The organism is Serratia sp. MYb239 (assembly GCF_002966855.1).
GTDB lineage: Bacteria > Pseudomonadota > Gammaproteobacteria > Enterobacterales > Enterobacteriaceae > Serratia_B > Serratia_B rhizosphaerae.
In genome coordinates this window covers 4,837,535-4,861,565 of the sequence record NZ_CP023268.1, presented here as the reverse complement: position 1 = coordinate 4,861,565, position 24,031 = coordinate 4,837,535, and the positions used below count along the sequence as shown (strand labels likewise).

Below are 24,031 nucleotides of genomic sequence, written 5' to 3'. Positions count from 1 at the left end.
AAGCCCGATCTTAGTGTTTCTTGAGCCCAATGCGCACCTTTGACAATAGCTCGTCGATGTATGGGTAGCGCATTTGGCAGACTTTTTTACTGGGGACCTTCGTACCCTGGCACACTTTAGCCGCACGCTGGAGGGCATTTCGCAGTTCCGGGCTGTAACGATAACAACCGTGGATTTTTTTGGTGATATTTTTTATTTCACAGAAACAGTTAGCGATCATCAAAGCCGCGAGCGGTCGTATTTGCGAGTTGTGTTGATGCTGTAGAGCGTAGTCCGTCATTTTACTCATAGCGAACTGCAAATCTGCAATATCTTTTTCGCTATGGTTACGGGTAATCCCTAAATTGTTGTCACGATAGAAATAAAGCACCTGCTCAATATGCGCTATCTTGCGGGTCTTGAAGTATAAAAAAGGAGTGAAGATAACGTCTTCATAGCGTCGCCCGGTCGCAAATGACTCTCCTTCCAGCAGAGTATGGCGGTAGACTCTGCTCCACAGGTGCCACATTGAACGGGTAAACAACGGCATAAGGCATGCTAGCCCTTGATTTTTAAAATCATAACCATAAATTTCAGTCTTTTTCCCCTGCGGGTGGGTGGGGACGGTCTCTGAAAATTTCTGATAATTAAAATCAATAATATCGTACTGGTCAGCCAGCAGTAGCGGCCGCAATATCTGCCAGTAGTCGCTGCTGAGTAAATCATCGCCGTCAAGGAACGTCACATAGCGGCCACGGACGTTAGCCAGCCCAACATTTCTCGCATGGGCTATCCCGCCGTTTGGTTGACAAATCAGCGTTGCATGGTGGGCTGTTTGCCCCTCAAGGAGCTGTGTGACGCGCTGAACGGAATCATCTGTCGAACCATCATCAATAATTACGATTTCTACGTCATCAGTCACTTGGTTCAACAGAGAACGTAGGCTGTCGACGATAAAATCAGCGTTATTATAAAAGGGAACAATTACGCTGAGTAAGTATGGATAAGCGCTCATGGTTTAACCTTTATAGCGGCCTTTTTCTTCCCTGACAATACACTGGCAATGATCGCCAAACAAAATATAACGGTGCATTCGGTACTGAAGAAAATCACATCACTCAATCCGTACACAAACAGGCTGGCCGTGACTCCCAGCAACAGCGCATTTCTGTGGGGTCTGAAGGCGGAGATAAATAGACTGATATAGAGTGACAGCAACAACAAGACGCCCCACACGCCTTTGATTGAATAGGTTTCCAGTAGTTCATTATGCATATGGACGTTGATATAAGGCGTGACGCCGTATAATTGCGGTTCGTGAGCGATGATATTGCGGATAGCATCCCCACGTTTTTCTGCCGACTCACCCAGTGGCGCTGCGGTCCCTGCTTTCAGGCTCACAATTTGCATGGAAATGCGCGAAATGATCGAGTTATCTATCTGCGGCTGATCGATTAACTGCAAGTTGGTTTTAAAATCAGCAATACGTTGTTCTATCTGGGGTTTAAACACCAATCCGCTAACGATAAGCAATATCGGCACGGCGGTGACAAGGGCAAGTTTGTTCCGACGGGAGAGCAGGTCCTTGGTTGCCAGAATGGAAATGCCGACCACCACAGGATAAACCAACATGGCTGCACGAGTTCCCGTTAATATCACGGTAGAATAGGTCAACATAAACGCCAGGATATATAACCAGAGACGATAGCGGCATTTCAGCATCAGGATCGCCTGCAGCATGACCAGATTTATAGCAGTGATCAGGTAGGCGACAACTGTGGCCCGGTCAAAGTTGAGCTCTACGCGCGATATATCCAGAAACAGTCCCTGGTATAGTGAGTAAATATTGACCGCGATCCCGGTTATCAACGCGACGGCAATAAACGCGCGTTGCATGCATAGCGGTTCGTTCAAGGCGTATAGCAGGATAAACGCCGTTGCGATCTGCAGCTTGCCGGTTGACGTATAAGAACGATAAAGATCAATAAATTCACCAGGCTGTTTAAAGGCTGCCACCCAGAGCACGCTGGCTAAACCTACGCCTAAAAACAGGCCGGGCAGCACCAGATTCTTTTTGTTGCTGGTGAGGTAACGGAAGTTTAAGCAGAAGGCAATAAATGCTATGTAGCTGGAAATATAGAAAATATTTCGCCCAGTTGTTGAACCAAAAGGTATGGTACAAAAAGCGATAGCGCATCCTAAATAGATAAGATAACTAAAAGCAGGGTGCGGTATTTTTTCTTTTGACATTATTTTGAGGTTCCTACTCGGGTATTACATAACAAATGACTGCAAGGTGCTGTCAAAATCTGATTTGAACATGGCATAGTTAAAATGCTCAGCCGGATAACGTTTTGAATTTTTGCTTAGCTGTTCGTAATGAGATTGAACCAACATTTTTTCCACAGCATCGGCGCAGTCAATATGTGACAGCAGCTTGGGCGTTACTAGCCGGTCAGTGAGCGGGTCGTAAACATCGTGAGGGAAATCGACCTCGATGCCCGTCAGTTTTCGGTGCTCTTCTATGGTGACGGAAGGCGTTAAGCCAATGCCGCAATAACCGTCTTTTACCGCCTCGGGCTGACCGTCCACCATCGGGAATATTACCGGTACGCCAAAATAAAGCGATTCCATGCAGGACAGCCCGAAAGGTTCGGTGATCGGTGTGCTCATATAGATATGGGTGCGGTTGAAGAAATCGGCCACATTGTGCTGAAAACCGCTGAATGTGACGCGATCGCCTAACTGCAGGCGCTGCGCCAGCGCTTCAAAGGCTGGCCTGTCAGGACCTTTTCCGGCTATCTCCAGCGTGACATTATGGCCGCGGCGCAGCAGTTCCTGCAGCATGAGCAGCGAGACGCTGATGCCTTTTAATGTCACCAGACGTGAAGCCGTGCCGATCCTGACCGGTTGACTCAGCGTTTTCGGTTCGTTACTGATGCCTGCCGGCGTTTTGATGCGGTTGATCACCACCGGGTTGGGGCAGGGGAGGTTAAAACGCAGTTCCATGACGCGCTTTGAAGCCTGAGACGCGGAAATGACGCCATCCAGCATGGAGAAAAAGCGCAGGGTTTTGTTGTTCTTTGCATAACGCCAGGAGCAGCCGTGATCGTAATACACCAGTTTGCCACGCTTGGGCTTTGCCGCCAATCCAGGGATTAAATCCCAGACGATGATCACATCGGCGTCAGCCCGTTCAACTTTCCACTTCAACAAATATTTGCGCAGAAATTGCGGGCAGCGGAAGGATAAGGCGTTGATCAGGCGATTGGCAAAAGTTACTTTTTGCTGCGGCATTTTTTGGCGTATTTCCGTGCCGATTTCATTGCTGATGCAGATAACCGCATTGCTGCCGTCGGTTGTATCGTTGATGTACTGTAAAAACAGGCGTTCGACACCACCCATTTTTTCCAGATTAATAATGTGCAGCTTCTTCATCAAAGAGCCTTTTGCAATGTTGCCCAAACCAGATCGGCATTGATGGTGGACATTTTCTTTTCCGGGGAAATCAGCGACTGCTGATTTTGCCCATAACCGCCGATCAATCCCGGATCTGTCGGGCCGAACAGCGTAATGTTCGGCCGATCGAGCGCGGCGGCCAGATGGCTGAGGCCGGTATCCACCGACACCACGCCTTTAGCGCCGGCCAGCACCTGCGCAACCTGCTCCAGGCTGAGTTTCGGCAGCACCTCGACATGCGGGAAGCCTTCCGCCAGGCGCAGCGCGCGCTGGTGTTCGTGTTCGGCGCCCCATGGCAGCTTGATGCGCAGCCCGGTTGGCGCAACCAGCGAGATCAGCTCGCGCCAGTTTTCTTCTGGCCAGTGCTTCTCATCGCGGGTGGTGGCATGCAGAAACACCAGGTATTGCCCGGCATCCGCCGGCGGCTGGCTGAGAAAACGGGCGGCGATGGCATAGTCGCCATAGGTTTCGGGCCTGGCGTAGCCGAGGCTTTTGGCGAACAGCTCGCGGGTACGCTCTACCGCGTGCTGCTGTTTATCAATGTAATGACGATGGTTGTAAAACCAGCTGGCAAACGGTTCGCGCGCGCTTTTACAGTCTTGACCGTGCTTGCTGCCTTTGGCGACGCGGGTCACCAGCGCGGCGCTTTTGATCAGACCCTGCGCATCGATCACCACATCATAATCGCGTTCTTGCAGCTGACGTTTAAAGTCGCAGCGCTGTTGACGGGTTTCACTGCCGAACCAGTTTTTGCGCCAGCGGCGAATGGCGACCGGAATCACCCGATCCACCGCCGGATGCCAGGTGGGGATCTGGCGGAAACCTTCTTCTACCACCCAGTCGAAACGAATGCCGGGGATGGCGTTCATCGCATCCGTCAGCGCCGGCAGCGTATGCAGTACATCCCCCATGGACGAGGTCTTGACGATCAACACCTGCATGGTTATTCCTCGCTGTCGGCCAGTAGCGGCATTAACGCGTCTAACACCTGTTGCGGCTGAATATCGATCAGGCTCTGATGATAGCCTTGGTCGGCATCGCCTTTGCGCACCTTGTGATAGCCGCTAATCAGGCGGATCACCTTGGCCTTGTCCGACAGCGGCGGAGTGAAGTCCGGGCTGCTCGGCCCGTATAAGGCTATCAACGGTTTGTTCAACGCCGCTGCAACGTGCATTAAACCGGAGTCATTGCTGACCACCGCCTGACAGGAGGCCAGCAGGATAACCGCCTGTTCCAGCTGGGTTTCGCCGGCCAGGTTGATACAGTGGCCGCGCGACGCGTCCGCCAGGGCCGTGCGGATCTGCTCGCCGGCCTCGTGGTCTTTGGCTGAGCCGAACAGGGCGATCTGATAGCCCTGGTCGATCAGCATCTGCGCCAGCCGGGCGTAATGATAATGCGGCCAGCGCTTGGCCGGGCCGAATTCCGCGCCGGGGCAGAAACCAATCAACGGACGGGCGTCGGTCAGATTAAAGGAGGCGGTAGTCTCGGCTATCTCTTCATCGCTGACCTGCAGCTGCGGCCATAACAGCGGCTGCGGCAGATCTGTGGCGCTGTGAATACGCTGTTTATCATAGGCCAGCGCCACATAGCGTTGGACCATTAACGGGAAAGCGGCTTTATCCAATACGCGGATATCGTTCAGCAGGCCGTAGCGCATCTCGCCGCGCCAGCCGCAACGTAGCGGCACCTGGGCGAAGAACGGCACCAGGGCGGATTTAAACGAATTCGGCAGTACATAGGCGCGATCGTAACGATTGGCGCGCAGCGTGTGGCCAAGGCGGCGACGCTCGCCGATCGCCAGCGCGCCATGCCCGAGGGGCATCGCCAGCGCCTGATTGACTTCCGGCATCCGCGCCAGCAGCGGGCGACACCAGGCCGGAGCCATGACGTCGATCTCTGCTGACGGGTACTCGGCCTTCAGGGTGCGGTAAAGACTTTGCGACATCATCATATCGCCAACCCAGGAAGGGCCGATAACCAGTATTTTCATACCGTGCAGATTCCCTTCAGCTTAAGCGGTGCGGTTGAGCCAGGCCATGTACTCTTTGACGCCTTCGGCCACGGTTTTAAACGAGGCGTTATAACCCGCAGCACGCAGATTGGTCAGATCGGCCTGGGTATAAGCCTGATAGCGGCCTTTCAGCTTTTCCGGGAACTCAATGTATTCCACCGCGCCTTTCTGGTGGAAGTCCACCACCGCGTCGGCCACCGCCTGGAAGGTTTCCGCCCGGCCGGTGCCGCAGTTGAAGATGCCAGAGACGCCGTTCTGCCAGAACCACAGGTTGACCGCTGCCACGTCGCCGACGTAGATGAAGTCGCGCTTGAAGTTTTCACTGCCGGCGAACAGTTTCGGGTTCTCGCCGCGGCCGATCTGGCCGTTGAGGTGGAAGGCCACGCTCGCCATGCTGCCTTTGTGGCCTTCACGCGGGCCGTAAACGTTGAAATAGCGGAAGCCGCAGATTTGAGAGTCGGCCTCCGGCAGAATTTCACGCACGTACTGGTCGAACAGGAATTTGGAGTAGCCGTAAACGTTCAGCGGCTGCTCGTACTGACGCTCTTCGATAAAGTTTTCACTGCGGCCGCCGTAGGTGGCGGCGGAAGAGGCGTACAGGAAAGGAATCTGGCGATCCAGGCAATAGTGCAGCAGATCTTTGGAGTACTGATAGTTGTTATCCATCATGTACTTGCCGTCCCACTCGGTGGTGGCGGAGCAGGCGCCCTCGTGGAACACCGCCTCAACATCGCCGAAGTCGTCGCCGGCGACGATGCTGGCGATAAAATCTTCTTTATCCATATAGTCGGCAATATCAAGATCGACCAGATTGACGAATTTGGTGCCGTCTTTCAGGTTATCGATAACCAGAATGTCACGATACCCTTTGTCATTCAGTGCCTTAACGATGTTGCTGCCGATCATGCCGGCGCCGCCAGTGACGATAATCATTGGGCTTACCCCTGTTTATTCTGCCTAGTGGGGCACAATACCCCACGCTATATGACGCCTATAATAGCATTTCATATCGTTGCAAACATCGGATGGGCTCCGATAATCCTTAGAAGGAACCACGGTGGCGGTTGCCCGGGCGCTGCCGTGATATCTGCTGCATTTTTCATATTCTCTCCGGCGTATTATCGTCAGTCCGGTTACAAATCAGTAAAATATGTTGAAAATGAGCCAATCCTGGAGATAACAGAATGTCTGCGTCGTTTTATCAGCAGTTGGAACAACAACTTGCCGCCACCCGTGCCGAAGGTTTGTTTAAGCAGGAACGTATTATCACCTCCGCGCAACAGGCCGATATCGCCGTGGCGGACGGCAGCCACGTTATCAATTTCTGCGCCAACAACTACCTTGGTTTGGCGAACCATCCTGCGTTGATCGAGGCCGCGAAAGCCGGCATGGACAGCCACGGCTTCGGTATGGCGTCGGTGCGCTTTATCTGCGGCACGCAAGACAGCCATAAACAGCTGGAACAGAAGCTGGCTGACTTCCTCGGTATGGAAGATGCCATTCTTTACTCTTCCTGCTTTGACGCCAACGGCGGCCTGTTTGAAACCCTGCTGGGGCCGGAAGACGCCATTATTTCCGATGCCTTGAACCACGCTTCTATCATCGACGGCGTGCGCCTGTGTAAAGCCAAACGCTACCGCTATGCCAACAACGATATGAGCGAACTGGAAGCGCAGCTGAAGCAGGCGAAGGCCGACGGCGCGCGTCATATCCTGATCGCCACCGACGGCGTGTTCTCGATGGACGGCGTGATTGCCAACCTGAAAGGCGTGTGCGACCTGGCGGATGAATATCAGGCGCTGGTAATGGTGGACGACTCTCACGCGGTAGGCTTTGTCGGTGCCAATGGCCGCGGCACGCACGAGTATTGCGAGGTGATGGGGCGCGTCGACATTATCACCGGCACCCTGGGTAAAGCGCTGGGCGGCGCTTCCGGCGGCTACACCGCGGGGAAAAAAGAGCTGGTGGAGTGGCTGCGTCAGCGCTCGCGCCCGTACCTGTTCTCCAACTCGCTGGCGCCGGCGATCGTTTCCGCGTCGATTAAAGTGCTGGAACTGCTGGAAGAGGGCGATGCGCTGCGCGACCGCCTGTGGAGCAACGCCCGTCTGTTCCGCGAAAAAATGACCGCAGCCGGTTTTACCCTGGCCGGCGCCGATCACGCCATCATCCCGGTAATGCTGGGAGATGCGAAACTGGCGCAGGATTTCGCCAATGCGCTGCTCAAGGAAGGCATTTACGTAACAGGTTTCTTCTATCCGGTGGTGCCGAAAAATCAGGCGCGCATCCGTACCCAAATGTCCGCCGACCATTCACCGGAGCAAATTGAACGCGCCGTTGAGGCATTTACGCGTATCGGCAAAGATCTTGGCGTTATTGCATAAGGTAAAACCATGAAAGCACTGTCTAAACTGAAAGCGGAAGAAGGGATTTGGATGACCGATGTGCCACAGCCGGAGCTGGGGCATAACGACGTCATGATCAAAATTCGCAAAACCGCGATCTGCGGCACCGATGTGCATATCTATAACTGGGATGAGTGGTCACAGAACACCATTCCGGTACCGATGGTGGTTGGCCACGAATACGTGGGCGAAGTGGTGGCGATTGGCCAGGAAGTAAAAGGCTTTAATATCGGCGATCGCGTATCCGGCGAAGGACACATCACCTGCGGCCACTGCCGCAACTGCCGCGGCGGCCGTACGCACCTGTGCCGCAACACCGTGGGCGTGGGCGTCAACCGCCCCGGCTCGTTTGCCGAATATCTGGTGATCCCGGCGTTTAACGCCTTCAAGATCCCGGACAATATCTCCGATGAGCTGGCGTCAATTTTCGACCCGTTCGGCAATGCCGTGCATACCGCGCTCTCGTTCGATCTGGTGGGCGAGGACGTGCTGGTGTCCGGCGCCGGGCCGATCGGCATTATGGCGGCGGCAGTATGTAAGCACGTAGGCGCCCGCAACGTGGTGATTACCGATGTGAATGAGTATCGCCTGGAGCTGGCGCGCAAGATGGGCGTTACCCGCGCGGTGAACGTCAGTCAGGAAAACCTGAGCGACGTGATGAACGAGCTGGGTATGACCGAAGGGTTTGACGTCGGCCTGGAGATGTCCGGCGCGCCGCCGGCCTTCCGTACGCTGCTGAACGCCATGAATCACGGCGGTCGCATCGCCATGCTGGGGATTCCGCCTTCCGATATGTCGATCGATTGGAATCAGGTGATTTTCAAGGGGCTGTTTATTAAAGGTATTTATGGCCGTGAAATGTTTGAAACCTGGTATAAGATGGCCGCGCTGATCCAGTCCGGGCTGGATTTGACGCCGATCATTACCCACCGTTTCTCGATTGACGAATTCCAGCAGGGCTTCGACGCCATGCGTTCCGGGCAATCCGGGAAAGTGGTGCTGAGCTGGGATTGATGTGCTGACGACAGGGCGGAGCACGCTCCGCCCTGGATTATGACTGCTTCTCTGACGCGCGCGGCCAGCTTGGCCAGTGCTGTTTGATAAAGGTCACCACCGGCGACTGGGCGATGCTTTCGCCAATCACGGCCAGCGCCGTGCCGGCATGTACTTTTTCCTGCTCCTTCGGCGCTTTCACCTTGCACTGCTTGATACCGTTGTTGAACGGGTTTTTCGGCTGCGTCGGACGCGGCGGTTTGCTCGGCGGCATAGCGCTGCCGCCCTGCGGTGCGTTCAGCAGTGAACTCGGCCTGACCAGCACGATATCGGCGGGCAGCGTCGCCAGCATTTGTTTGAGCACTTTTACCGTGGCCGGTCGAGGGTGGCCGATGGCGATGGTGGAGCCGTTACGGCGCGCCAGCGCAATGGCGCGGTTGAACTGGTGGCGGATATCGCTTTCGCTGGCGGTGTCGTCGAGGAATACCCGCCGCTTGATCACCTTGACCCCGGTACCCGCTGCGGCGCGGGTGGCCTGGCTGTTGCCGATGGTCATGCTGTCGAGGAAGTACAGGTTATAGCTTTCCAGCGCCTGCATCACCTTCTGCATGGCCGGCAGGCTGGAGGTCATGGCGCTGCCCATATGGTTGTTCATCCCTACCGCATACGGCACGTTGTTCACCGCATTGCGGATGATGCGCTGCACCTCGTCGTTGCTCATGGACGGCCGCAGGGTATCGCGCTCCAGCGGCTGTTTGCTGAGCGGCTCCATCGGCATATGGATCAGCACCTCGCGGCCCTGCGCATGGGCGCGGGTCGCCATCAGATGGGCATGGGGGGCATTGGGCAGTACCGCCACCGAGATTGGCAGCGGCATTTGCAACACGGCGTTTTCTTCATGAGGCCGGTAGCCGACGTCATCGATCACAATCGCCAGTTTGCCAGCCTGAGCGGCCGCGGCCAGCAACAGGGAACCAATCAGTACGGCGCTTCGTGTTTTGAGGTAGCGCAAATCTATCTTCCCAACCACGGCAGTGGGTTAACGGCCTGACCCTGGCGACGAATTTCGAAATAGAGCGACGGCGTTCCCTGACCCCCGCTGGTACCCACCAAGGCGATAGGCTGGCCGGCGCGCACCTGCGCACCCACGTTCACCAACGCGCTCTGGTTATAGCCGTACAGGCTCATATCACCCTTACCGTGCTCGACCACGACTACCAAGCCATAGCCTTGCAGCCAGTCGGCCATCAGTACGCGACCGTCGGCGATCGCCTTGACTTCACTGCCTTCCGGCGCGGCGATGACTACCCCTTTCCAGCGTAACTCGCCCTGCAGCTGTTCGCCGAAGCGATGCAGGGTGCTGCCGCGCACCGGCCAGTAGGCCTGCCCGTTCGGACGTCCCAGGCCGCCGGTACGCGCCATCAGGGAGCGTTCGCTTTCGCTAGGTTTATAGCGGGTGCCGGTTTTCTTCGCCTGCTGCTCTTTCTTGCGCACTTTCTCGCGTACGCGGGCGGCCTCACGCGCTTCACGCTCGGCGCGGGCGCGGGCTTCGCGTTCGGCGCGGGCAATCTTGTCACGCAGGCGGCTTTCGTTCTGACGCAGTTCGCTCAGGCGCTGCTGATCTTTTTCCAGCGAGCTTTCCAGTGCGCTCAGGGTTTTCTTACGCGCGCTGCGCGCCTGCTCCAGCTTCTGCTGTTGGGCCTGCTGTTCGCTCAGCAGGGACTTTTGCTGCTTTTGCTTGGCGACCAGCGTGGTTTTTTGCTGCGCCAGCTCCGCGCGGGTTTGCTTCAGCTCTTCGATATTTTCCTGACGCGCATCGTTCAGATAGCCGAAGTAAGCCAAGATGCGCTCGCTGCGCTGGCTCTCTTCACCGCTCAGGATCAGCTGTACGGCGCTGTGCTGCCCTTGACGGAATGCGGCGTCCAGCTGTTTGGACAGGATATTTTGCTGTTGGGTCTGCTGCTTTTGCAGCTTGGCGATAGAGGCGTTAAGACCGGAGATGTCTTTGCCCAGAGAATTTAGCGTACTTTGGGTGCTACGTAGGGAACGGCTGGCCTGCGCAATGGTTTTTTCCTGCTGCTTGAGTTTGTCCTGCAGGCTGCTGCGCTGTTGTTGCTGTTGTTTAACCGCTTTTTCTTTCTCAGCGATGCTTTGCTGGATGTCTTTAAGCTGGCTTTTGTTGTCGTCGGCGGCATGGCCGGATAACGGCAACAGCAAGACGCCAGCGTACAACACGCTGGCGCACAGTGTGGTCAACTTCCGTGGTGCAACGCGTTGCGGCAGCAGCTGGCTGCCGGCTTTTGCGCCTCGGGTTACCCTTGATAGTGCAAAATACGCCTTCTCCCTCATGGAGTAGGATTATTCCACGATGAACAGCGGCTTACCAGTCATCTCTTGCGGGATTTTCATTCCCATCAGCGCCAACATGGTTGGCGCAATGTCGGAAAGCTTGCCGCCGTTGACCGCGTGCGCCGGTTTGCCGACGTAAATTAATGGCACCGGCAGGCTGGTATGCGCGGTGTGCGCCTGGCCGGTCTGCGGGTCGCGCATCTGTTCGGCGTTGCCGTGGTCGGCGGTGATCAGCAGCTGTCCGTCGACGCTTTCCACCGCTTTGACAATTTGTGCGATGCAGTTGTCCAGGGTTTCCACCGCCTTGACCGCGGCGTCATAGTCGCCGGTGTGGCCGACCATATCGCCGTTGGGGTAGTTGCAGATGATGGCGTCATATTTCCCGCTGTGAATGGCGCCCAGCAGTTTCTCGGTCAGCTCCGCCGAGCTCATTTCCGGCTGCAGGTCATAGGTCGCTACCTGCGGCGAGTTAATCAGAATGCGATCTTCACCGGCGAACGGTTGTTCCACGCCGCCGTTATAGAAGAAGGTGACGTGGGCGTATTTTTCGGTTTCGGAGATGCGCAGCTGGGTTTTGTCGTGCTTCATCAGCCATTCGCCAAAGGTGTTGGTCAGCGCTGTCGGCGGATAGGCGCAGGCGGTGTCGATATCGGCGGCGTATTCGGTCAGCATCACGAAATCGGCGAACTGCACCACTCTGGCGCGTGGGAAACCGTTAAAATCGGCGTCGACAAAGGCGCGGGCGATCTGGCGCGCGCGGTCGGCGCGGAAGTTCATGAAAATCAGCGCATCGCCGTCCTGCATGGCGGCGCTGGCTTCGCCGGCGGCCTGAATGACCGTGGGTTTGACGAACTCGTCGTTTTCATCGCGGGCGTAGGCGGCCTGCAGCGCGGCGCCGGCGCTGTCGGCGTTAAACTCGCTTTTGGCGTCGGTCAGCAGGTCGTAGGCCAGCTGCACGCGGTCCCAGCGGTTGTCGCGGTCCATGGCGAAATAGCGACCGATGACGGAGGCGATACGGCCGACGCCCAACTGCTCGAACGCCGCGCTAAAACGCTGCAGGGAGGCATCGGCGCTGCGCGGCGGCGTGTCGCGGCCGTCCAGGAATGCGTGCAGGTACACGGCGCTGGCGCCGCGTTGTGCGGCCAGCTTCACCATCGCCAGAATATGCTCTTCATGGCTGTGGACGCCGCCCGGCGACAGCAATCCCATAATATGCACCGCTTTGCCGGCCTGCGCAGCTTTATCCACCGCCGCGGTCAGCACCGGGTTGGCGTAGAACTCGCCGTCGGCGATCGCTTTGTCCAGCCGGGTCAGATCCTGGTAGACGATGCGGCCGGCGCCAAGGTTGACGTGGCCCACTTCCGAATTGCCCATCTGGCCGTCAGGCAGGCCGACGTCCAGCCCGGAGGCGGCGATCAGCGTATGCGGCCGCTGTTGCCACAGCTGGTCCATCACCGGCGTGCGGGCGTTGAGAATGGCGTTGTCCTGCTGCTCTTCACGATGGCCGTAACCATCCAGAATCACCAGCACCATGGGCTTTTTGTTGCTCGACATTGTATTAACCTCGTTGCTGTAAATATGTCAGCCTGAAAAGGGGGTGATAGTAGCGGATGGCTGCGCGTAAAGAGCCCAAAGAGATCAAACTTACGGCGAACAACCGGCCACTTTTTGTCGTGAGGGAGATAATTTCCCGGCGGCGTCCGCAGTTTCTGCAATCGCGTATGCTAATTGGCTGTAATTGACGCATTCGGCAGGTATACTCTGGAGCCTTGACTTATTTTTCCCTTAACTAACGAGAGTTGTTACGCCTCATGCTGCAAGAAATTATGCCATTCGTTAGCAAGCATCCCATACTGAGCCTGGCTTGGATCGCCCTGCTGGTTGCGGTGATTGTGATGACCTTCAAAAGCCGTTTCTCCAAGGTTAAAGATATCACTCGTGGCGAAGCTACCCGTCTGATTAACAAAGAAAATGCCGTGGTGGTCGACACCCGCAGCCGTGAAGATTTCCGCAAGGGGCACATTGCCAATGCCATCAACCTGACGGCGAGCGAAATCAAAAGCGGCAGCCTGGGCGAGCTGGAAAAACACAAATCCCAGCCTATTATCGTAACCTGCGCCAACGGCACCACGTCGCGCGCGCCGGCGGAAAGCCTGAGCGCCGCCGGTTTCGCCAACGTCAGCACGCTAAAAGACGGCGTTGCCGGCTGGAGCGGCGATAACCTGCCGCTGGTGCGCGGTAAATAATCACGTTTTAACGTCGTAGAGGTGGCTTCCATGGCTAATATCGACATCTACACCAAGGCGACCTGCCCGTTCTGCCATCGCGCCAAGGCGCTGCTGAACAGCAAAGGCGCCGCGTTCAACGAGATCGCCATCGACGGCGATAACGTAAAACGTGAAGAGATGATTGCGCGCAGTGGGCGAACCACCGTGCCGCAAATTTTCATCGACGGCCAGCATATCGGCGGCTGCGATGATTTATATGCACTTGATGCGCAAGGTGGTCTGGATCCGCTGCTTTAAGCGACCGGCCATAGTTCACATCAATATTGCTGAGTATCAATAAGGACGTTTAACCAAGGGTATTATCGACATGTCAGAACAAAACAGCACCGAGATGGCTTTCCAGATCCAACGTATCTACACCAAAGACATCTCTTTTGAAGCACCGAATGCACCGCAGGTTTTCCAGCAGGAATGGCAGCCGGAAGTTAAACTTGATCTTGATACCGCATCCAGCCAACTGGCGGACGACGTGTATGAAGTCGTGCTGCGTGTTACCGTGACGGCATCTCTGGGTGAAGAAACCGCATTCCTGTGTGAAGTTCAGCAGGCGGGCATTTTCTCCGTTGCCGGCATTGACGGCACTCAGCTGGCGCACTGCCTGGGCGCGTACTGCCCGAACATTCTGTTCCCGTATGCGCGCGAGTGCATCACCAGCCTGGTATCCCGCGGTACTTTCCCGCAGCTGAACCTGGCACCGGTCAACTTCGATGCGCTGTTCATGAACTATCTGCAGCAGCAGGCAGAGGGCGAAGGTGCCGAACCACATCAGGATGCCTGATGAAAACAGTCAATGCTTCAATGACCGTTATCGGTGCCGGCTCGTACGGCACCGCATTAGCCATTACGCTGGCGCGTAACGGCCACCCCGTCGTGCTGTGGGGGCATAACCCCGACACCATCGCCAAAATGCAGCGCGAGCGTTGCAATCAGGCGTTTCTCCCTGATGTGCCTTTCCCTGATAATCTGCTGCTCGAGGCCGATCTGGCGCGCGCGCTGGCGGCCAGCCGCGATGTGCTGGTGGTGGTGCCGAGCCACGTCTTCGGCGACGTACTGCGCCAGCTGAAACCGCTGTTGCGGGTGGACGCACGTATTGTGTGGGCCACCAAGGGGCTGGAGGCGGAAACCGGACGCTTGCTGCAGGACGTAGCGCGTGATGCGCTGGGCGATGCGGTGCCTTTGGCGGTGGTTTCCGGACCGACATTCGCCAAAGAGCTGGCGGCGGGGCTGCCGACGGCCATTGCCCTGGCGGCGACCGACGAACAGTTTGCCGATGATTTGCAGCAGCTACTGCACTGCGGCAAAAGCTTCCGTGTTTACAGCAACCCGGACTTTATCGGCGTGCAGCTGGGCGGAGCGGTAAAAAACGTGATAGCCATCGGCGCCGGCATGTCCGACGGCATCGGCTTTGGCGCCAATGCGCGCACCGCGCTGATTACCCGCGGCCTGGCGGAGATGAGCCGTCTGGGTGCGGCGCTGGGCGCCGATCCGGCCACCTTTATGGGCATGGCGGGGCTGGGCGATCTGGTGTTAACCTGCACGGATAATCAATCGCGCAATCGCCGCTTCGGTATTATGCTGGGGCAGGGCATGAACGTGAAAGCCGCGCAGGACAGTATTGGTCAGGTGGTCGAAGGCTACCGCAATACCAAAGAGGTGCTGGCGCTGGCACAGCGTCACGGCGTGGAAATGCCGATTACCGAACAGATTTACCAGGTGCTGTATTGCGATAAAAATGCCCGCGAAGCGGCGGTAAGCCTGCTGGGGCGTACGCGCAAGGACGAAAAGCACAGCGCCTGATGTTAACGGCTCATGGCGTTGGGCCAGAGGACGCGCCCTGAAAGGGGCGTCTGTATTATCACGTATTACCTTGCCGCATGCGGCGAGGCGGTTTGTTTTGCAAGTCAGAGCCAGAGAGGAAAACAATGTCGTCAGATGAGTTAGAGCAGGTTTGGAGCAACATTAAAGCGGAAGCGCGAGCGCTGGCTGATTGTGAACCGATGCTGGCTAGCTTTTTCCATGCGACGTTGCTGAAACATGAAAATCTGGGCAGCGCGCTCAGCTATATTCTGGCGAATAAACTGGCGAATCCGATCATGCCGGCGATTGCCGTGCGGGAAGTGGTGGAAGACGCCTACCGTTCCGACGCGCAGATGATCGCCTCGGCGGCGAGTGATATTCTGGCGGTGCGGCTGCGCGATGCGGCGGTGGACAAATATTCTACGCCGCTGCTGTATCTCAAAGGCTTCCATGCGCTGCAGTCTTACCGTATCGGCCACTGGCTGTGGAACGAAGGGCGTCAGGCGCTGGCGGTGTATCTGCAAAACCAGATCTCCGTCGCGTTCGGCGTTGATATTCACCCGGCGGCGAAAATTGGCTGCGGCATCATGCTCGACCATGCCACCGGCATCGTGATCGGTGAAACGGCGGTGGTGGAAAACGACGTCTCCATCCTGCAGTCGGTCACGCTGGGCGGTACCGGCAAAACCAGCGGCGATCGCCACCCGAAAATCCGTGAAGGGGTGATGATTGGCGCCGGCGCGAAAATCCTTGGCAACATCGAAGTGGGCAAAGGTGCGAAAATCGGCGCCGGCTCCGTCGTGCTGCGCCCGGTGCCGCCGCACACGACCGCTGCCGGCGTGCCGGCCCGTATCGTGGGGCGCCCGGAAAGCGACAAGCCGTCAATGGATATGGATCAGTACTTCAACGGTACGAATCACGGCTTTGAATACGGCGACGGCATCTGATCGCTGCCGTACCCATTCCCGCCAGAGGCCGCCGACAGTGCGGCCTTTTTATTGCCCGCCGCGTTACTGCTTGAGCAGTGCACCGGCGTAATCCAGCTGTCGCCAGGCTTCATACACCACCACCGCCACCGCATTGGATAAATTCATGCTGCGGCTTTGCGCCTGCATGGGAATGCGGATTTTTTGCCCGGCGGGCAGGGCATCCAGAATATCGGCCGGCAGGCCGCGGGTTTCCGGGCCGAACAGCAGATAGTCGCCCGGCTGATAGCTGACCGAGCTGTGCGCCGGCGTGCCTTTGGTGGTCAACGCAAACAGCCTTTGAGGATTTTCGCTGGCGACGAATGCCGCGTAGTCGGCATGGCGCTTAATGTTGGTGAATTCATGGTAATCCAGCCCGGCGCGGCGCAGGCGTTTGTCGTCCCACGGGAAGCCCAGAGGTTCAATCAGGTGCAGCTGAAAGCCGGTGTTGGCGCACAGGCGAATGATATTGCCGGTATTGGGCGGAATTTCGGGTTCGAATAAGACAATGTTCAACATGTAAAAAGCCCCTCATGACGAGGGGCGCAGAATAGCAAACATTGCGGGGTACTGTCGCTAGCGGGTGCGCTGTGGTTAATGATCGCGCGCAGGTTTACGCTGGTGCAGCGGCAGCCACAGGATCAGGCGCAGACCGCCGAGCGGGCTGTCTTCCGCCTTGACCCAGCCGCGGTGCTGGGCGATGGCCGCCTCGACGATCGCCAGCCCCAGGCCGGTACCGCCGGATTCGCGGTCGCGCGCTTCATCCGTGCGATAGAACGGACGGAAGATTTGCTCACGGTCTTCCGCGCTGACGCCGGGGCCGTCATCGTCAACCACAATGGTGATGCCCTGATTATCGACGCTGAACGCCACCTCAATGCGCGTATGCGAATAGCGCAGGGCGTTACGTACGATGTTCTCCAGCGCGCTGTCCAGGGCGCCGGCGTTGCCGAATAGCGTCCAGGGGCCAGGCGGCGAGGTGACCGTCAGCTGCTTGCCCATCTGTTCCGCTTCAAAGCCGGCATTGTCCAGCGCATCGGCCCACAGTTCGTTGGCCTTCAGCAACTCGTGCGCCAGCTCGGTTTTCTGTTGGCCGCGTGACAGCGCCAGCAGATCGTTGATCATCGAATCCAGCCGCTGCGCTTCGGTCTCAATGCGCGCCAGCTCGTGCCCCTCGCCGTGGCGGCGGCGCATCAGCGCGGTCGCCAGCTGCAGACGGGTCAGCGGCGTGCGCAGCTCGTGAGAGATATCGGAAATCAGGCGCTGCTGCGCGGTCATCATACGTTCTAGCGCGCTGACCATCTGGTTAAAGCTGGCGCCGGTCGCCAGAAACTCCTGCGGGCCTGATTCCAGCTCCGGGTGCTGTTTCAGATTGCCGCGCGCCACGTCATCGGCGGCATTTTTCAGCTTGCGCGCCGGCTTCGCCAGGCTCCAGGCCAGCCACAGCAGCAGCGGGGCGCTGATCAGCATGGTGACGATCAGCAGCAGCAGCGGGCGGTCAAACATCAGGTTGATAAAGTCGGACTGCGGGCTGTTGGCCGGGCGGATCAGATAAAGCTGGTAGTTGTCTTCGCCATCGCGCACCGAGAAGGGGCCGACCAGCTCGACGCGACCATATTTTTTCTTCTTGGGGTGATCGGCATTGTCAGACTGGCCGATAAAGTTACGCACGATTTGCATGTCGTTACGCTGCGCGCCAATCACCCGACCCTCGCTGGTCACCAGAATCAGACGCTGGCCCGGCGGCGCCCATTTGTCGATGGCGCGGAACAGGCGGCGCCACCACATCAGGTCGTTGGCCGGGTCCTGCTGCAGCTCGGCCTCGACGTGTTGCTCCAGCATCAACCCCTGCCGCTGCTCGCTGTCCAGCAGCGAGGTCATTTGGCGGGAGTCGAGCTTGGGCACCATCAGCACCAACATCAGCACCAGCGCCAATGTGAACCAGAAAATGGCGAAGATGCGTGCCGTCAAACTGTTGATCATGTTGCAGATACCATTAAATAGCCCCGGCCGCGCAGGGTTTTGAACCATGGATGGCCGTCTTTACGGTCCGGCAGCTTGCGCCGCAGGTTGGAGATATGCATATCGATAGCGCGGTCGAACGGCGTCAGACGTTTGCCCAACACTTCCTGGCTCAGCAGTTCGCGCGAGACCACCTGGCCGAGATGCTGCGCCAGCAGGTACAGCAGGGTAAATTCGGTGCCGGTCAGCTCCAGCACCTGGCCGTCGAAACTGGCCTCCTGACGGCCCGGATTCAGCTGCAGGCCATCGACGTCCAGCGTCGGCGCGCCGCTGTCGACGCTTTGCTGCTGCTCGCTCCAGTTAGAGCGGCGTAAAATGGCACGGATGCGCGCAACCAGTTCGCGATCGTTGAACGGTTTCGGCAGGTAGTCGTCGGCGCCGAGCTCCAGGCCCAGCACCCGATCCAGCTCGCTGCCGCGGGCGGTCAGCATAATTACCGGGGTCTGATGGTGCTGGCGCAGCTCTTTCAGCGTATCGATGCCGTTTTTCTTCGGCATCATGATGTCCAGCAGTAAGAGATCGATGGAGCCGTCCAGCAGCGACAACGCCTGTTCGCCGTCATGGGCCACGACGATGTTAAAGCCTTCCATCTCAAGCAGTTCTTTCAGCAGCGAGGTCAGCTCGCGGTCGTCGTCAACTAACAGAATCTTGTTCATTATGATTTACCTCCTGACGCAAAATACGTCATCAACTGTTGGCATTCCATGACTTTACGTAGTTTTACATGCCCTGACGGATGTTTGCAGCTGCAGCGATACACTGCTCCTCGTTGACTCGCAAAGCGGAATGAACGAGGAGTGAAAATGCGTAAGGTGACCGCATTAGTCATGGCATCCATGTTGGCATCAGGTTCCGCCATCGCCGCTGACGCCATATCGCCTTCCACGCATGATGCAGCAACCAGCAACCCCGGCCAGCATCATATGTTTGATGGCGTCAGGTTGACTGAAAAGCAACGTCAGCAAATGCGCGATTTAATGCGCCAGGCCCGTCACGACCTGCCTGGTGTCAATGTAGCTGAAATGGAAGCAATGCATAAGCTGGTGACGGCAAACAAATTTGATGAAGCCGCCGTGTATGCACAGGCGGAGAAGGTGGCTCAGGAACAAGTGAAGCGCCAGGTCGAAATGGCCCGGGTGCGCAACCAAATGTATAACTTACTGACGCCACAGCAAAAAAGTGTTTTAGACCAGAAGCATCAGCAGCGTATGCAGCAGATGGAGCAACAACTTTCTGGTTTGCAGCAAGCTTCTGCCCAGAAGTGAGTGCGACTGAGTAGTACCCTGTTTTTCCTTGCCATAGACACCATCCCTGTCTTCCCCCCTCATGATGAGGGGGTTTTTTTTGCCCAGAATTCACGAGGCGTTATATCAGGAACATTTTCGTTGTCCGGCAAGGTTCACCACCCTGACGGCGGGGATTTTTTACCCGACATTCCGTTATACTCACCCCACTGGATAGTGAATCGGGATAGGTTATGGAACAGCAATATGCGCGCCTGGTGAAGTCTGCTGCCGTGGCCGCGACCGTGATGGCATCAACCCTGTTGCTGATAAAGATCGTCGCTTGGTACATCACCGGGTCGGTGAGCCTGTTGGCGGCGCTGGTGGATTCCCTGGTCGATATTGCTGCTTCGCTGACCAACCTGCTGGTGGTGCGCTATGCGCTGCAGCCGGCGGATGAGGAACATACCTTTGGTCACGGCAAGGCCGAATCGCTGGCGGCGCTGGCGCAGAGCATGTTCGTTTCCGGTTCCGCGCTGTTTTTGTTCCTGACCGGCTTCCAGCATCTTTATGCGCCTGAAACGTTGCGCGCGCCTGCCGTCGGCATTGTAGTGACGATCATCGCCTTGCTGAGCACTTTGCTGCTGGTTACCTACCAGCGCTGGGTAGTGCGCAAAACCCGCAGTCAGGCGGTGCGTGCAGATATGCTGCATTATCAGTCAGATGTCATGATGAATGGTGCTATTCTTATAGCGCTTGGGCTAAGCTGGTACGGTTTTCAGCGGGCGGATGCATTATTCGCGCTGGGTATCGGTGTTTACATTCTTTATAGCGCGTTGCGGATGGGCTACGAAGCGGTGCAGTCGCTGCTGGATCGCGCATTGCCGGATGATGAGCGGCGCGCCATTATCGAGGTGGTTTCCGCATGGCCGGGTATTAAAGGGGCGCATGACTTGCGTACCCGTCAGTCTGGGCCTACCCGGTTTATTCAGCTGCATCTGGAAATGGAAGATAATTTGCCGCTGATGCAGGCGCATATTTTGGCTGAACAAGTGGAAAAGGCGTTATTGCACCGTTTTCCCGGCGCGGATGTCATCATCCACCAGGATCCGTGTTCCGTGGTGCCTGCGGGGCGGCAGGGGCGTTGGGAGCTATAATTAACGTATCGCAATCGTGCCGGCTCTCATGAGGAAAATGTAAAATTAGCTCAGTGTGCGTTGTTAATTTTTTACCTGAATTTAGCGTGACCTGAATCAATTCAGCTTGGTGATTTTGTTATAATATTCGGCAATAAAATTCGTAGGCGGGGTTGCTGCAACCGGAAACGCGAAAGGCCAATCGGCAAAGACGACAAAGTTCTTAAGAAATTGCATCTACAAGTTCAGAGGTAGTCATGATCAAGAAAATCGGTGTACTGACGAGTGGCGGTGATGCGCCGGGTATGAACGCGGCGATCCGTGGCGTTGTACGCGCCGCGCTTACGGAAGGTCTGGAAGTTTTTGGTATTTACGACGGCTACCTTGGCTTGTACGAAGATCGCATGGAGCAGTTGGACCGTTACAGCGTGTCCGACATGATCAACCGTGGCGGCACCTTCCTTGGGTCGGCCCGCTTTCCGGAATTCAGAGATGAAAACGTACGCGCCAAGGCGATTGAAAACCTTAAGAAACACGGCATTGATGCGCTGGTGGTGATCGGCGGCGACGGCTCCTATATGGGGGCGAAGCGCCTGACGGAAGAAGGTTTTCCATGCATCGGCCTGCCGGGCACCATCGATAACGACGTGGCCGGCACCGACTACACCATCGGTTATTTCACCGCGCTGGAAACCGTGGTGGAAGCGATTGACCGCCTGCGCGATACCTCAACCTCACATCAGCGTATTTCAATCGTGGAAGTGATGGGGCGCTATTGCGGCGACCTGACGCTGGCGGCGGCAATTGCCGGCGGCTGTGAGTTTATTGTCCTGCCGGAGATCGAATTTAACCGTGACGATCTGGTGTGTGAAATCAAGGCCGGTATCACCAAAGGCAAAAAGCACGCGATCGTGGCGATTACCGAGCACATCTGCGACATTGACGAACTGGCGGCCTACATTGAGCAGGAAACCAAGCGTGAAACCCGCGCTACCGTGCTGGGCCATATTCAGCGCGGCGGCTCGCCGGTGGCCTATGACCGTATTCTGGCTTCGCGCATGGGGGCTTACTCCATCGAACTGCTGCTGAAAGGGTACGGCGGCCGCTGCGTCGGTATCCAGAATGAGAAGATGGTGCACCATGACATCATCGACGCCATTGAGAACATGAAGCGTCCATTCAAGCGTGACTGGCTGGAAACGGCGAAAAAGCTGTACTGATCCTGCCCGGCAGCGCCGACAGACAAGCCTCCGTACGCGGGGGCTTTTTTTTGCGCTGTCGTTGCCATATTCCAGAATCGTCTAGGCCCAAATTTTTTATTCTTTAATTGCCGGCTCAGTTTCTGGCAGGCTTTGACGCTAAATCAGCCGTTTTGAGCTGGCGATTATTTACCTTGGGAGAGCGTGCGATGCGTAAATGGGGTGTAGGCCTGACATTAATGTTGCTGACAGCCGGAGCGTTGGCAAAAGATATTCAATTGCTGAACGTTTCGTACGACCCGACGCGCGAGTTCTACCAGGAATACAATGCCGCCTTCAGCCAGCACTGGCAGCAACAGCATGGTGATAAAGTGACCGTGCGTCAGTCCCATGGCGGCTCCGGCAAGCAGGCCACGTCGGTGATCAACGGCATCGAGGCGGATGTGGTGACGCTGGCGCTGGCTTACGATGTGGATGCGATCGCCGCGCGCGGACGGATTGATAAGAACTGGATCAAGCGCCTGCCGGACAACTCGGCACCTTATGCTTCCACCATTGTGTTCCTGGTGCGTAAAGGGAACCCAAAACAGATCCACGACTGGCCGGATCTGATTAAACCGGGCGTTTCCGTGATCACGCCTAACCCGAAAACCTCCGGCGGCGCACGGTGGAACTATCTGGCGGCCTGGGGTTATGCGCTGCATCATAATAATAACGATCAGGCCAAGGCGCAGACGTTTGTGAAGAGCCTCTACAAGAACGTGGAGGTGCTGGATTCCGGTGCACGCGGAGCGACCAACACCTTCGTGGAGCGTGGTATTGGCGACGTGCTGATCGCCTGGGAAAATGAAGCCTTACTGGCGAAAAAGGAGCTGGGTAAGGACAATTTTGAAATCGTTACTCCGAGCGAGTCGATCCTGGCGGAGCCGACCGTCTCCGTGGTGGATCGCGTGGTCGACAAGCGCGGCACCCGGGACGTGGCGAACGCTTACCTGAAGTATCTCTACTCCCCGGTAGGGCAGACGATTGCGGCGAAGAACTACTATCGTCCGCGTGATGCCGCCGTCGAGGCCAAATTTGCCGAGCAGTTCCCGAAACTGAAGCTGTTTACCGTTGATGATACCTTCGGCGGCTGGAGCAAGGCGCAGAAAGAACATTTCGCCAGCGGCGGCAAGTTTGACGAGATCAGCAGACGCTGAGGCGTAAAAAATAAAAAACCCCGGCATGCCGGGGTTTTTTTATGCTGAGCCGTACGCTATCAGGCTTTTTTCGCTGCGGCTGCGGCTTTCACAATCACGGCGAAGGCGTCGGCCTTCAGCGATGCGCCGCCTACCAGCGCGCCATCGATGTCCGGCTGAGCGAACAGTTCAGCGGCGTTTTTATCATTCACGGAACCGCCGTACTGAATGATGATACCGGCAGCAACGTCGGCGTCGTGCTTGGCGATATGATCGCGGATAAATTTGTGTACCGCCTGAGCCTGTGCAGGAGTAGCGGACTTGCCGGTGCCGATGGCCCAAACTGGCTCATAAGCAATTACGGTGTCTTTCATTGCCGGCGCGCCCAGGGTTTTCAGTACGGCGTCAATCTGACGTGCGCAAACTTCCTCGGTCTGACCCGCTTCGTTTTCCGCTTCGGTTTCACCGATGCACAGAACCGGGGTCAGGCCGGCTTCTTTCAGTACCGCGAATTTCTCGGCGATGACTTCGTCGCTCTCTTTGTGATAGGTGCGACGCTCAGAGTGGCCGATGATGATGTACTGTGCGCCGACGTCTTTCAGCATGTTGGCGGAAACTTCACCGGTAAAGGCGCCGGCCAGGTTCACGTCTACGTTCTGGGCGCCCAGTGCGATGCGGCTGCCGGCCAGCTGGTGCTTGGCCTGGTCCAGGTACATCACCGGCGGCGCGATGGCTACGCCGCAGCCTTCTACGCTGCTCAGTTCGTTGCGCAGGCCGGCGATCAGCTCGTTAACCATGTGCGTGCTGCCGTTCAGCTTCCAGTTACCCATCACTAATGGATGACGCATAATTTTTCCTCCAACAAGGGAACGTGAGAATCGATGCCCGACATCAGCGAAGCGGCAGCCTACAGCGCTGCAGCCTCAGGCAGGAAGGGCATAAATAACTACTGCCGGACCGGCAGTCAACCTGCCCAACAGTATAGAGATGAATGGATCGGATGGCTTTGCTTTTCGTCATTTAATCACCG

The 24,031-nt window shown here is 56.8% G+C and carries 24 protein-coding genes; 11 read left to right on the top strand and 13 right to left on the bottom strand.

Going from position 1 to position 24,031, the window contains the following annotated elements:
* Positions 1-10: 10 nt before the first annotated feature.
* Genes CLM71_RS23235 through rfaD form a run of 6 tightly spaced genes read right to left on the bottom strand, consistent with a single transcriptional unit; the run spans position 11 to position 6,382 of the window.
* Positions 11-994 (bottom strand): glycosyltransferase, encoded by a 984-nt coding sequence (locus CLM71_RS23235; protein ID WP_105233078.1) that lies wholly within the window; start codon positions 992-994, stop codon positions 11-13.
* Positions 991-2,229, bottom strand: coding sequence for an O-antigen ligase (locus CLM71_RS23230; RefSeq protein WP_172606323.1), 1,239 nt, complete (start codon positions 2,227-2,229; stop codon positions 991-993). Before CLM71_RS23230 ends, CLM71_RS23235 begins: the two co-directional genes overlap by 4 nt.
* Before the next feature lie 24 nt (positions 2,230-2,253).
* On the bottom strand, positions 2,254-3,417 hold the full coding sequence (locus CLM71_RS23225; protein ID WP_105233076.1) for a glycosyltransferase: 1,164 nt from the start codon (positions 3,415-3,417) through the stop codon (positions 2,254-2,256).
* On the bottom strand, positions 3,417-4,379 hold the full coding sequence (gene rfaC, locus CLM71_RS23220) for a lipopolysaccharide heptosyltransferase RfaC (protein ID WP_105233075.1): 963 nt from the start codon (positions 4,377-4,379) through the stop codon (positions 3,417-3,419). The genes CLM71_RS23225 and rfaC overlap by 1 nt, the downstream gene beginning before the upstream one ends.
* A 2-nt stretch (positions 4,380-4,381) precedes the next feature.
* Positions 4,382-5,428: an ADP-heptose--LPS heptosyltransferase RfaF gene (rfaF, locus tag CLM71_RS23215; RefSeq protein WP_105233074.1), complete on the bottom strand. Its 1,047-nt coding sequence runs from the start codon at positions 5,426-5,428 to the stop codon at positions 4,382-4,384.
* A gap of 21 nt (positions 5,429-5,449) precedes the next feature.
* The gene (gene rfaD, locus CLM71_RS23210) at positions 5,450-6,382 is read right to left on the bottom strand and encodes an ADP-glyceromanno-heptose 6-epimerase (RefSeq protein WP_105233073.1); all 933 of its coding nucleotides are present in this window, start codon (positions 6,380-6,382) and stop codon (positions 5,450-5,452) included.
* A 251-nt stretch (positions 6,383-6,633) separates the two neighbouring features.
* Between rfaD and kbl the strand changes: the two genes are divergently transcribed.
* Positions 6,634-7,830 (top strand): glycine C-acetyltransferase, encoded by a 1,197-nt coding sequence (gene kbl / locus CLM71_RS23205; RefSeq protein ID WP_105233072.1) that lies wholly within the window; start codon positions 6,634-6,636, stop codon positions 7,828-7,830.
* Between the two features lie 9 nt (positions 7,831-7,839).
* On the top strand, positions 7,840-8,865 hold the full coding sequence (gene tdh, locus CLM71_RS23200) for an L-threonine 3-dehydrogenase (RefSeq protein ID WP_105233071.1): 1,026 nt from the start codon (positions 7,840-7,842) through the stop codon (positions 8,863-8,865).
* A gap of 37 nt (positions 8,866-8,902) precedes the next feature.
* Here the strand turns inward: tdh and CLM71_RS23195 are convergent, their stop codons facing one another.
* The 3 genes from CLM71_RS23195 to gpmM are packed head-to-tail and all read right to left on the bottom strand — an operon-like array spanning position 8,903 to position 12,747.
* Positions 8,903-9,856 (bottom strand): divergent polysaccharide deacetylase family protein, encoded by a 954-nt coding sequence (locus CLM71_RS23195; protein WP_105233070.1) that lies wholly within the window; start codon positions 9,854-9,856, stop codon positions 8,903-8,905.
* Between the two features lie 2 nt (positions 9,857-9,858).
* Entirely contained in the window at positions 9,859-11,193 is a 1,335-nt protein-coding gene (gene envC / locus CLM71_RS23190; protein ID WP_105233069.1) for a murein hydrolase activator EnvC, read from the bottom strand.
* A 9-nt stretch (positions 11,194-11,202) separates the two neighbouring features.
* Positions 11,203-12,747, bottom strand: a complete 1,545-nt coding sequence (gene gpmM, locus CLM71_RS23185; RefSeq protein WP_105233068.1) for a 2,3-bisphosphoglycerate-independent phosphoglycerate mutase — start codon at positions 12,745-12,747, stop codon at positions 11,203-11,205.
* A gap of 257 nt (positions 12,748-13,004) precedes the next feature.
* Here gpmM and CLM71_RS23180 point away from each other — a divergent pair, with 257 nt between their 5' ends.
* The 5 genes from CLM71_RS23180 (at position 13,005) to cysE (ending at position 16,225) form a co-directional block, all read left to right on the top strand.
* Entirely contained in the window at positions 13,005-13,439 is a 435-nt protein-coding gene (locus CLM71_RS23180) for a rhodanese-like domain-containing protein (RefSeq protein ID WP_105233552.1), read from the top strand.
* A 30-nt stretch (positions 13,440-13,469) separates the two neighbouring features.
* A complete protein-coding gene (gene grxC / locus CLM71_RS23175; protein WP_015962341.1) occupies positions 13,470-13,718 on the top strand; it encodes a glutaredoxin 3 in 249 nt (82 codons plus the stop codon).
* Positions 13,719-13,788: 70 nt separating this feature from the next.
* A complete protein-coding gene (gene secB, locus CLM71_RS23170) occupies positions 13,789-14,259 on the top strand; it encodes a protein-export chaperone SecB (protein WP_105233067.1) in 471 nt (156 codons plus the stop codon).
* Positions 14,259-15,278 carry an NAD(P)H-dependent glycerol-3-phosphate dehydrogenase gene (gpsA, locus tag CLM71_RS23165; RefSeq protein WP_105233066.1) on the top strand — a complete coding sequence of 340 codons (1,020 nt, stop codon included), beginning with the start codon at positions 14,259-14,261 and terminating at the stop codon, positions 15,276-15,278. The genes secB and gpsA overlap by 1 nt, the downstream gene beginning before the upstream one ends.
* A 125-nt stretch (positions 15,279-15,403) precedes the next feature.
* Positions 15,404-16,225: a serine O-acetyltransferase gene (gene cysE, locus CLM71_RS23160; protein WP_105233065.1), complete on the top strand. Its 822-nt coding sequence runs from the start codon at positions 15,404-15,406 to the stop codon at positions 16,223-16,225.
* 63 nt (positions 16,226-16,288) lie between these two features.
* Here cysE and trmL read toward each other — a convergent pair whose 3' ends face one another.
* From trmL to cpxR, 3 genes are all read right to left on the bottom strand, one after another.
* Positions 16,289-16,762, bottom strand: a complete 474-nt coding sequence (gene trmL / locus CLM71_RS23155; RefSeq protein WP_105233064.1) for a tRNA (uridine(34)/cytosine(34)/5-carboxymethylaminomethyluridine(34)-2'-O)-methyltransferase TrmL — start codon at positions 16,760-16,762, stop codon at positions 16,289-16,291.
* A 75-nt stretch (positions 16,763-16,837) separates the two neighbouring features.
* Entirely contained in the window at positions 16,838-18,226 is a 1,389-nt protein-coding gene (gene cpxA / locus CLM71_RS23150; RefSeq protein WP_105233063.1) for an envelope stress sensor histidine kinase CpxA, read from the bottom strand.
* Positions 18,223-18,921 (bottom strand): envelope stress response regulator transcription factor CpxR, encoded by a 699-nt coding sequence (cpxR, locus tag CLM71_RS23145; protein ID WP_015962335.1) that lies wholly within the window; start codon positions 18,919-18,921, stop codon positions 18,223-18,225. The genes cpxA and cpxR overlap by 4 nt, the downstream gene beginning before the upstream one ends.
* Positions 18,922-19,068: 147 nt before the next feature.
* Between cpxR and cpxP the strand changes: the two genes are divergently transcribed.
* The 4 genes from cpxP to CLM71_RS23125 all read left to right on the top strand — a co-directional run bounded on the left by cpxP (position 19,069) and on the right by CLM71_RS23125 (position 23,022).
* The gene (gene cpxP, locus CLM71_RS23140; protein ID WP_105233062.1) at positions 19,069-19,530 is read left to right on the top strand and encodes a cell-envelope stress modulator CpxP; all 462 of its coding nucleotides are present in this window, start codon (positions 19,069-19,071) and stop codon (positions 19,528-19,530) included.
* Positions 19,531-19,742: 212 nt separating this feature from the next.
* Positions 19,743-20,645, top strand: coding sequence for a CDF family cation-efflux transporter FieF (fieF, locus tag CLM71_RS23135; protein WP_105233061.1), 903 nt, complete (start codon positions 19,743-19,745; stop codon positions 20,643-20,645).
* A gap of 236 nt (positions 20,646-20,881) precedes the next feature.
* Positions 20,882-21,844 carry a 6-phosphofructokinase gene (pfkA, locus tag CLM71_RS23130; RefSeq protein ID WP_105233060.1) on the top strand — a complete coding sequence of 321 codons (963 nt, stop codon included), beginning with the start codon at positions 20,882-20,884 and terminating at the stop codon, positions 21,842-21,844.
* Between the two features lie 188 nt (positions 21,845-22,032).
* Positions 22,033-23,022: a sulfate ABC transporter substrate-binding protein gene (locus CLM71_RS23125; protein ID WP_105233059.1), complete on the top strand. Its 990-nt coding sequence runs from the start codon at positions 22,033-22,035 to the stop codon at positions 23,020-23,022.
* 59 nt (positions 23,023-23,081) lie between these two features.
* On the opposite strand, the gene tpiA is transcribed toward CLM71_RS23125, so the two are convergent.
* A complete protein-coding gene (tpiA, locus tag CLM71_RS23120) occupies positions 23,082-23,849 on the bottom strand; it encodes a triose-phosphate isomerase (RefSeq protein ID WP_015962330.1) in 768 nt (255 codons plus the stop codon).
* Between the last annotated feature and the right edge of the window lie 182 nt (positions 23,850-24,031).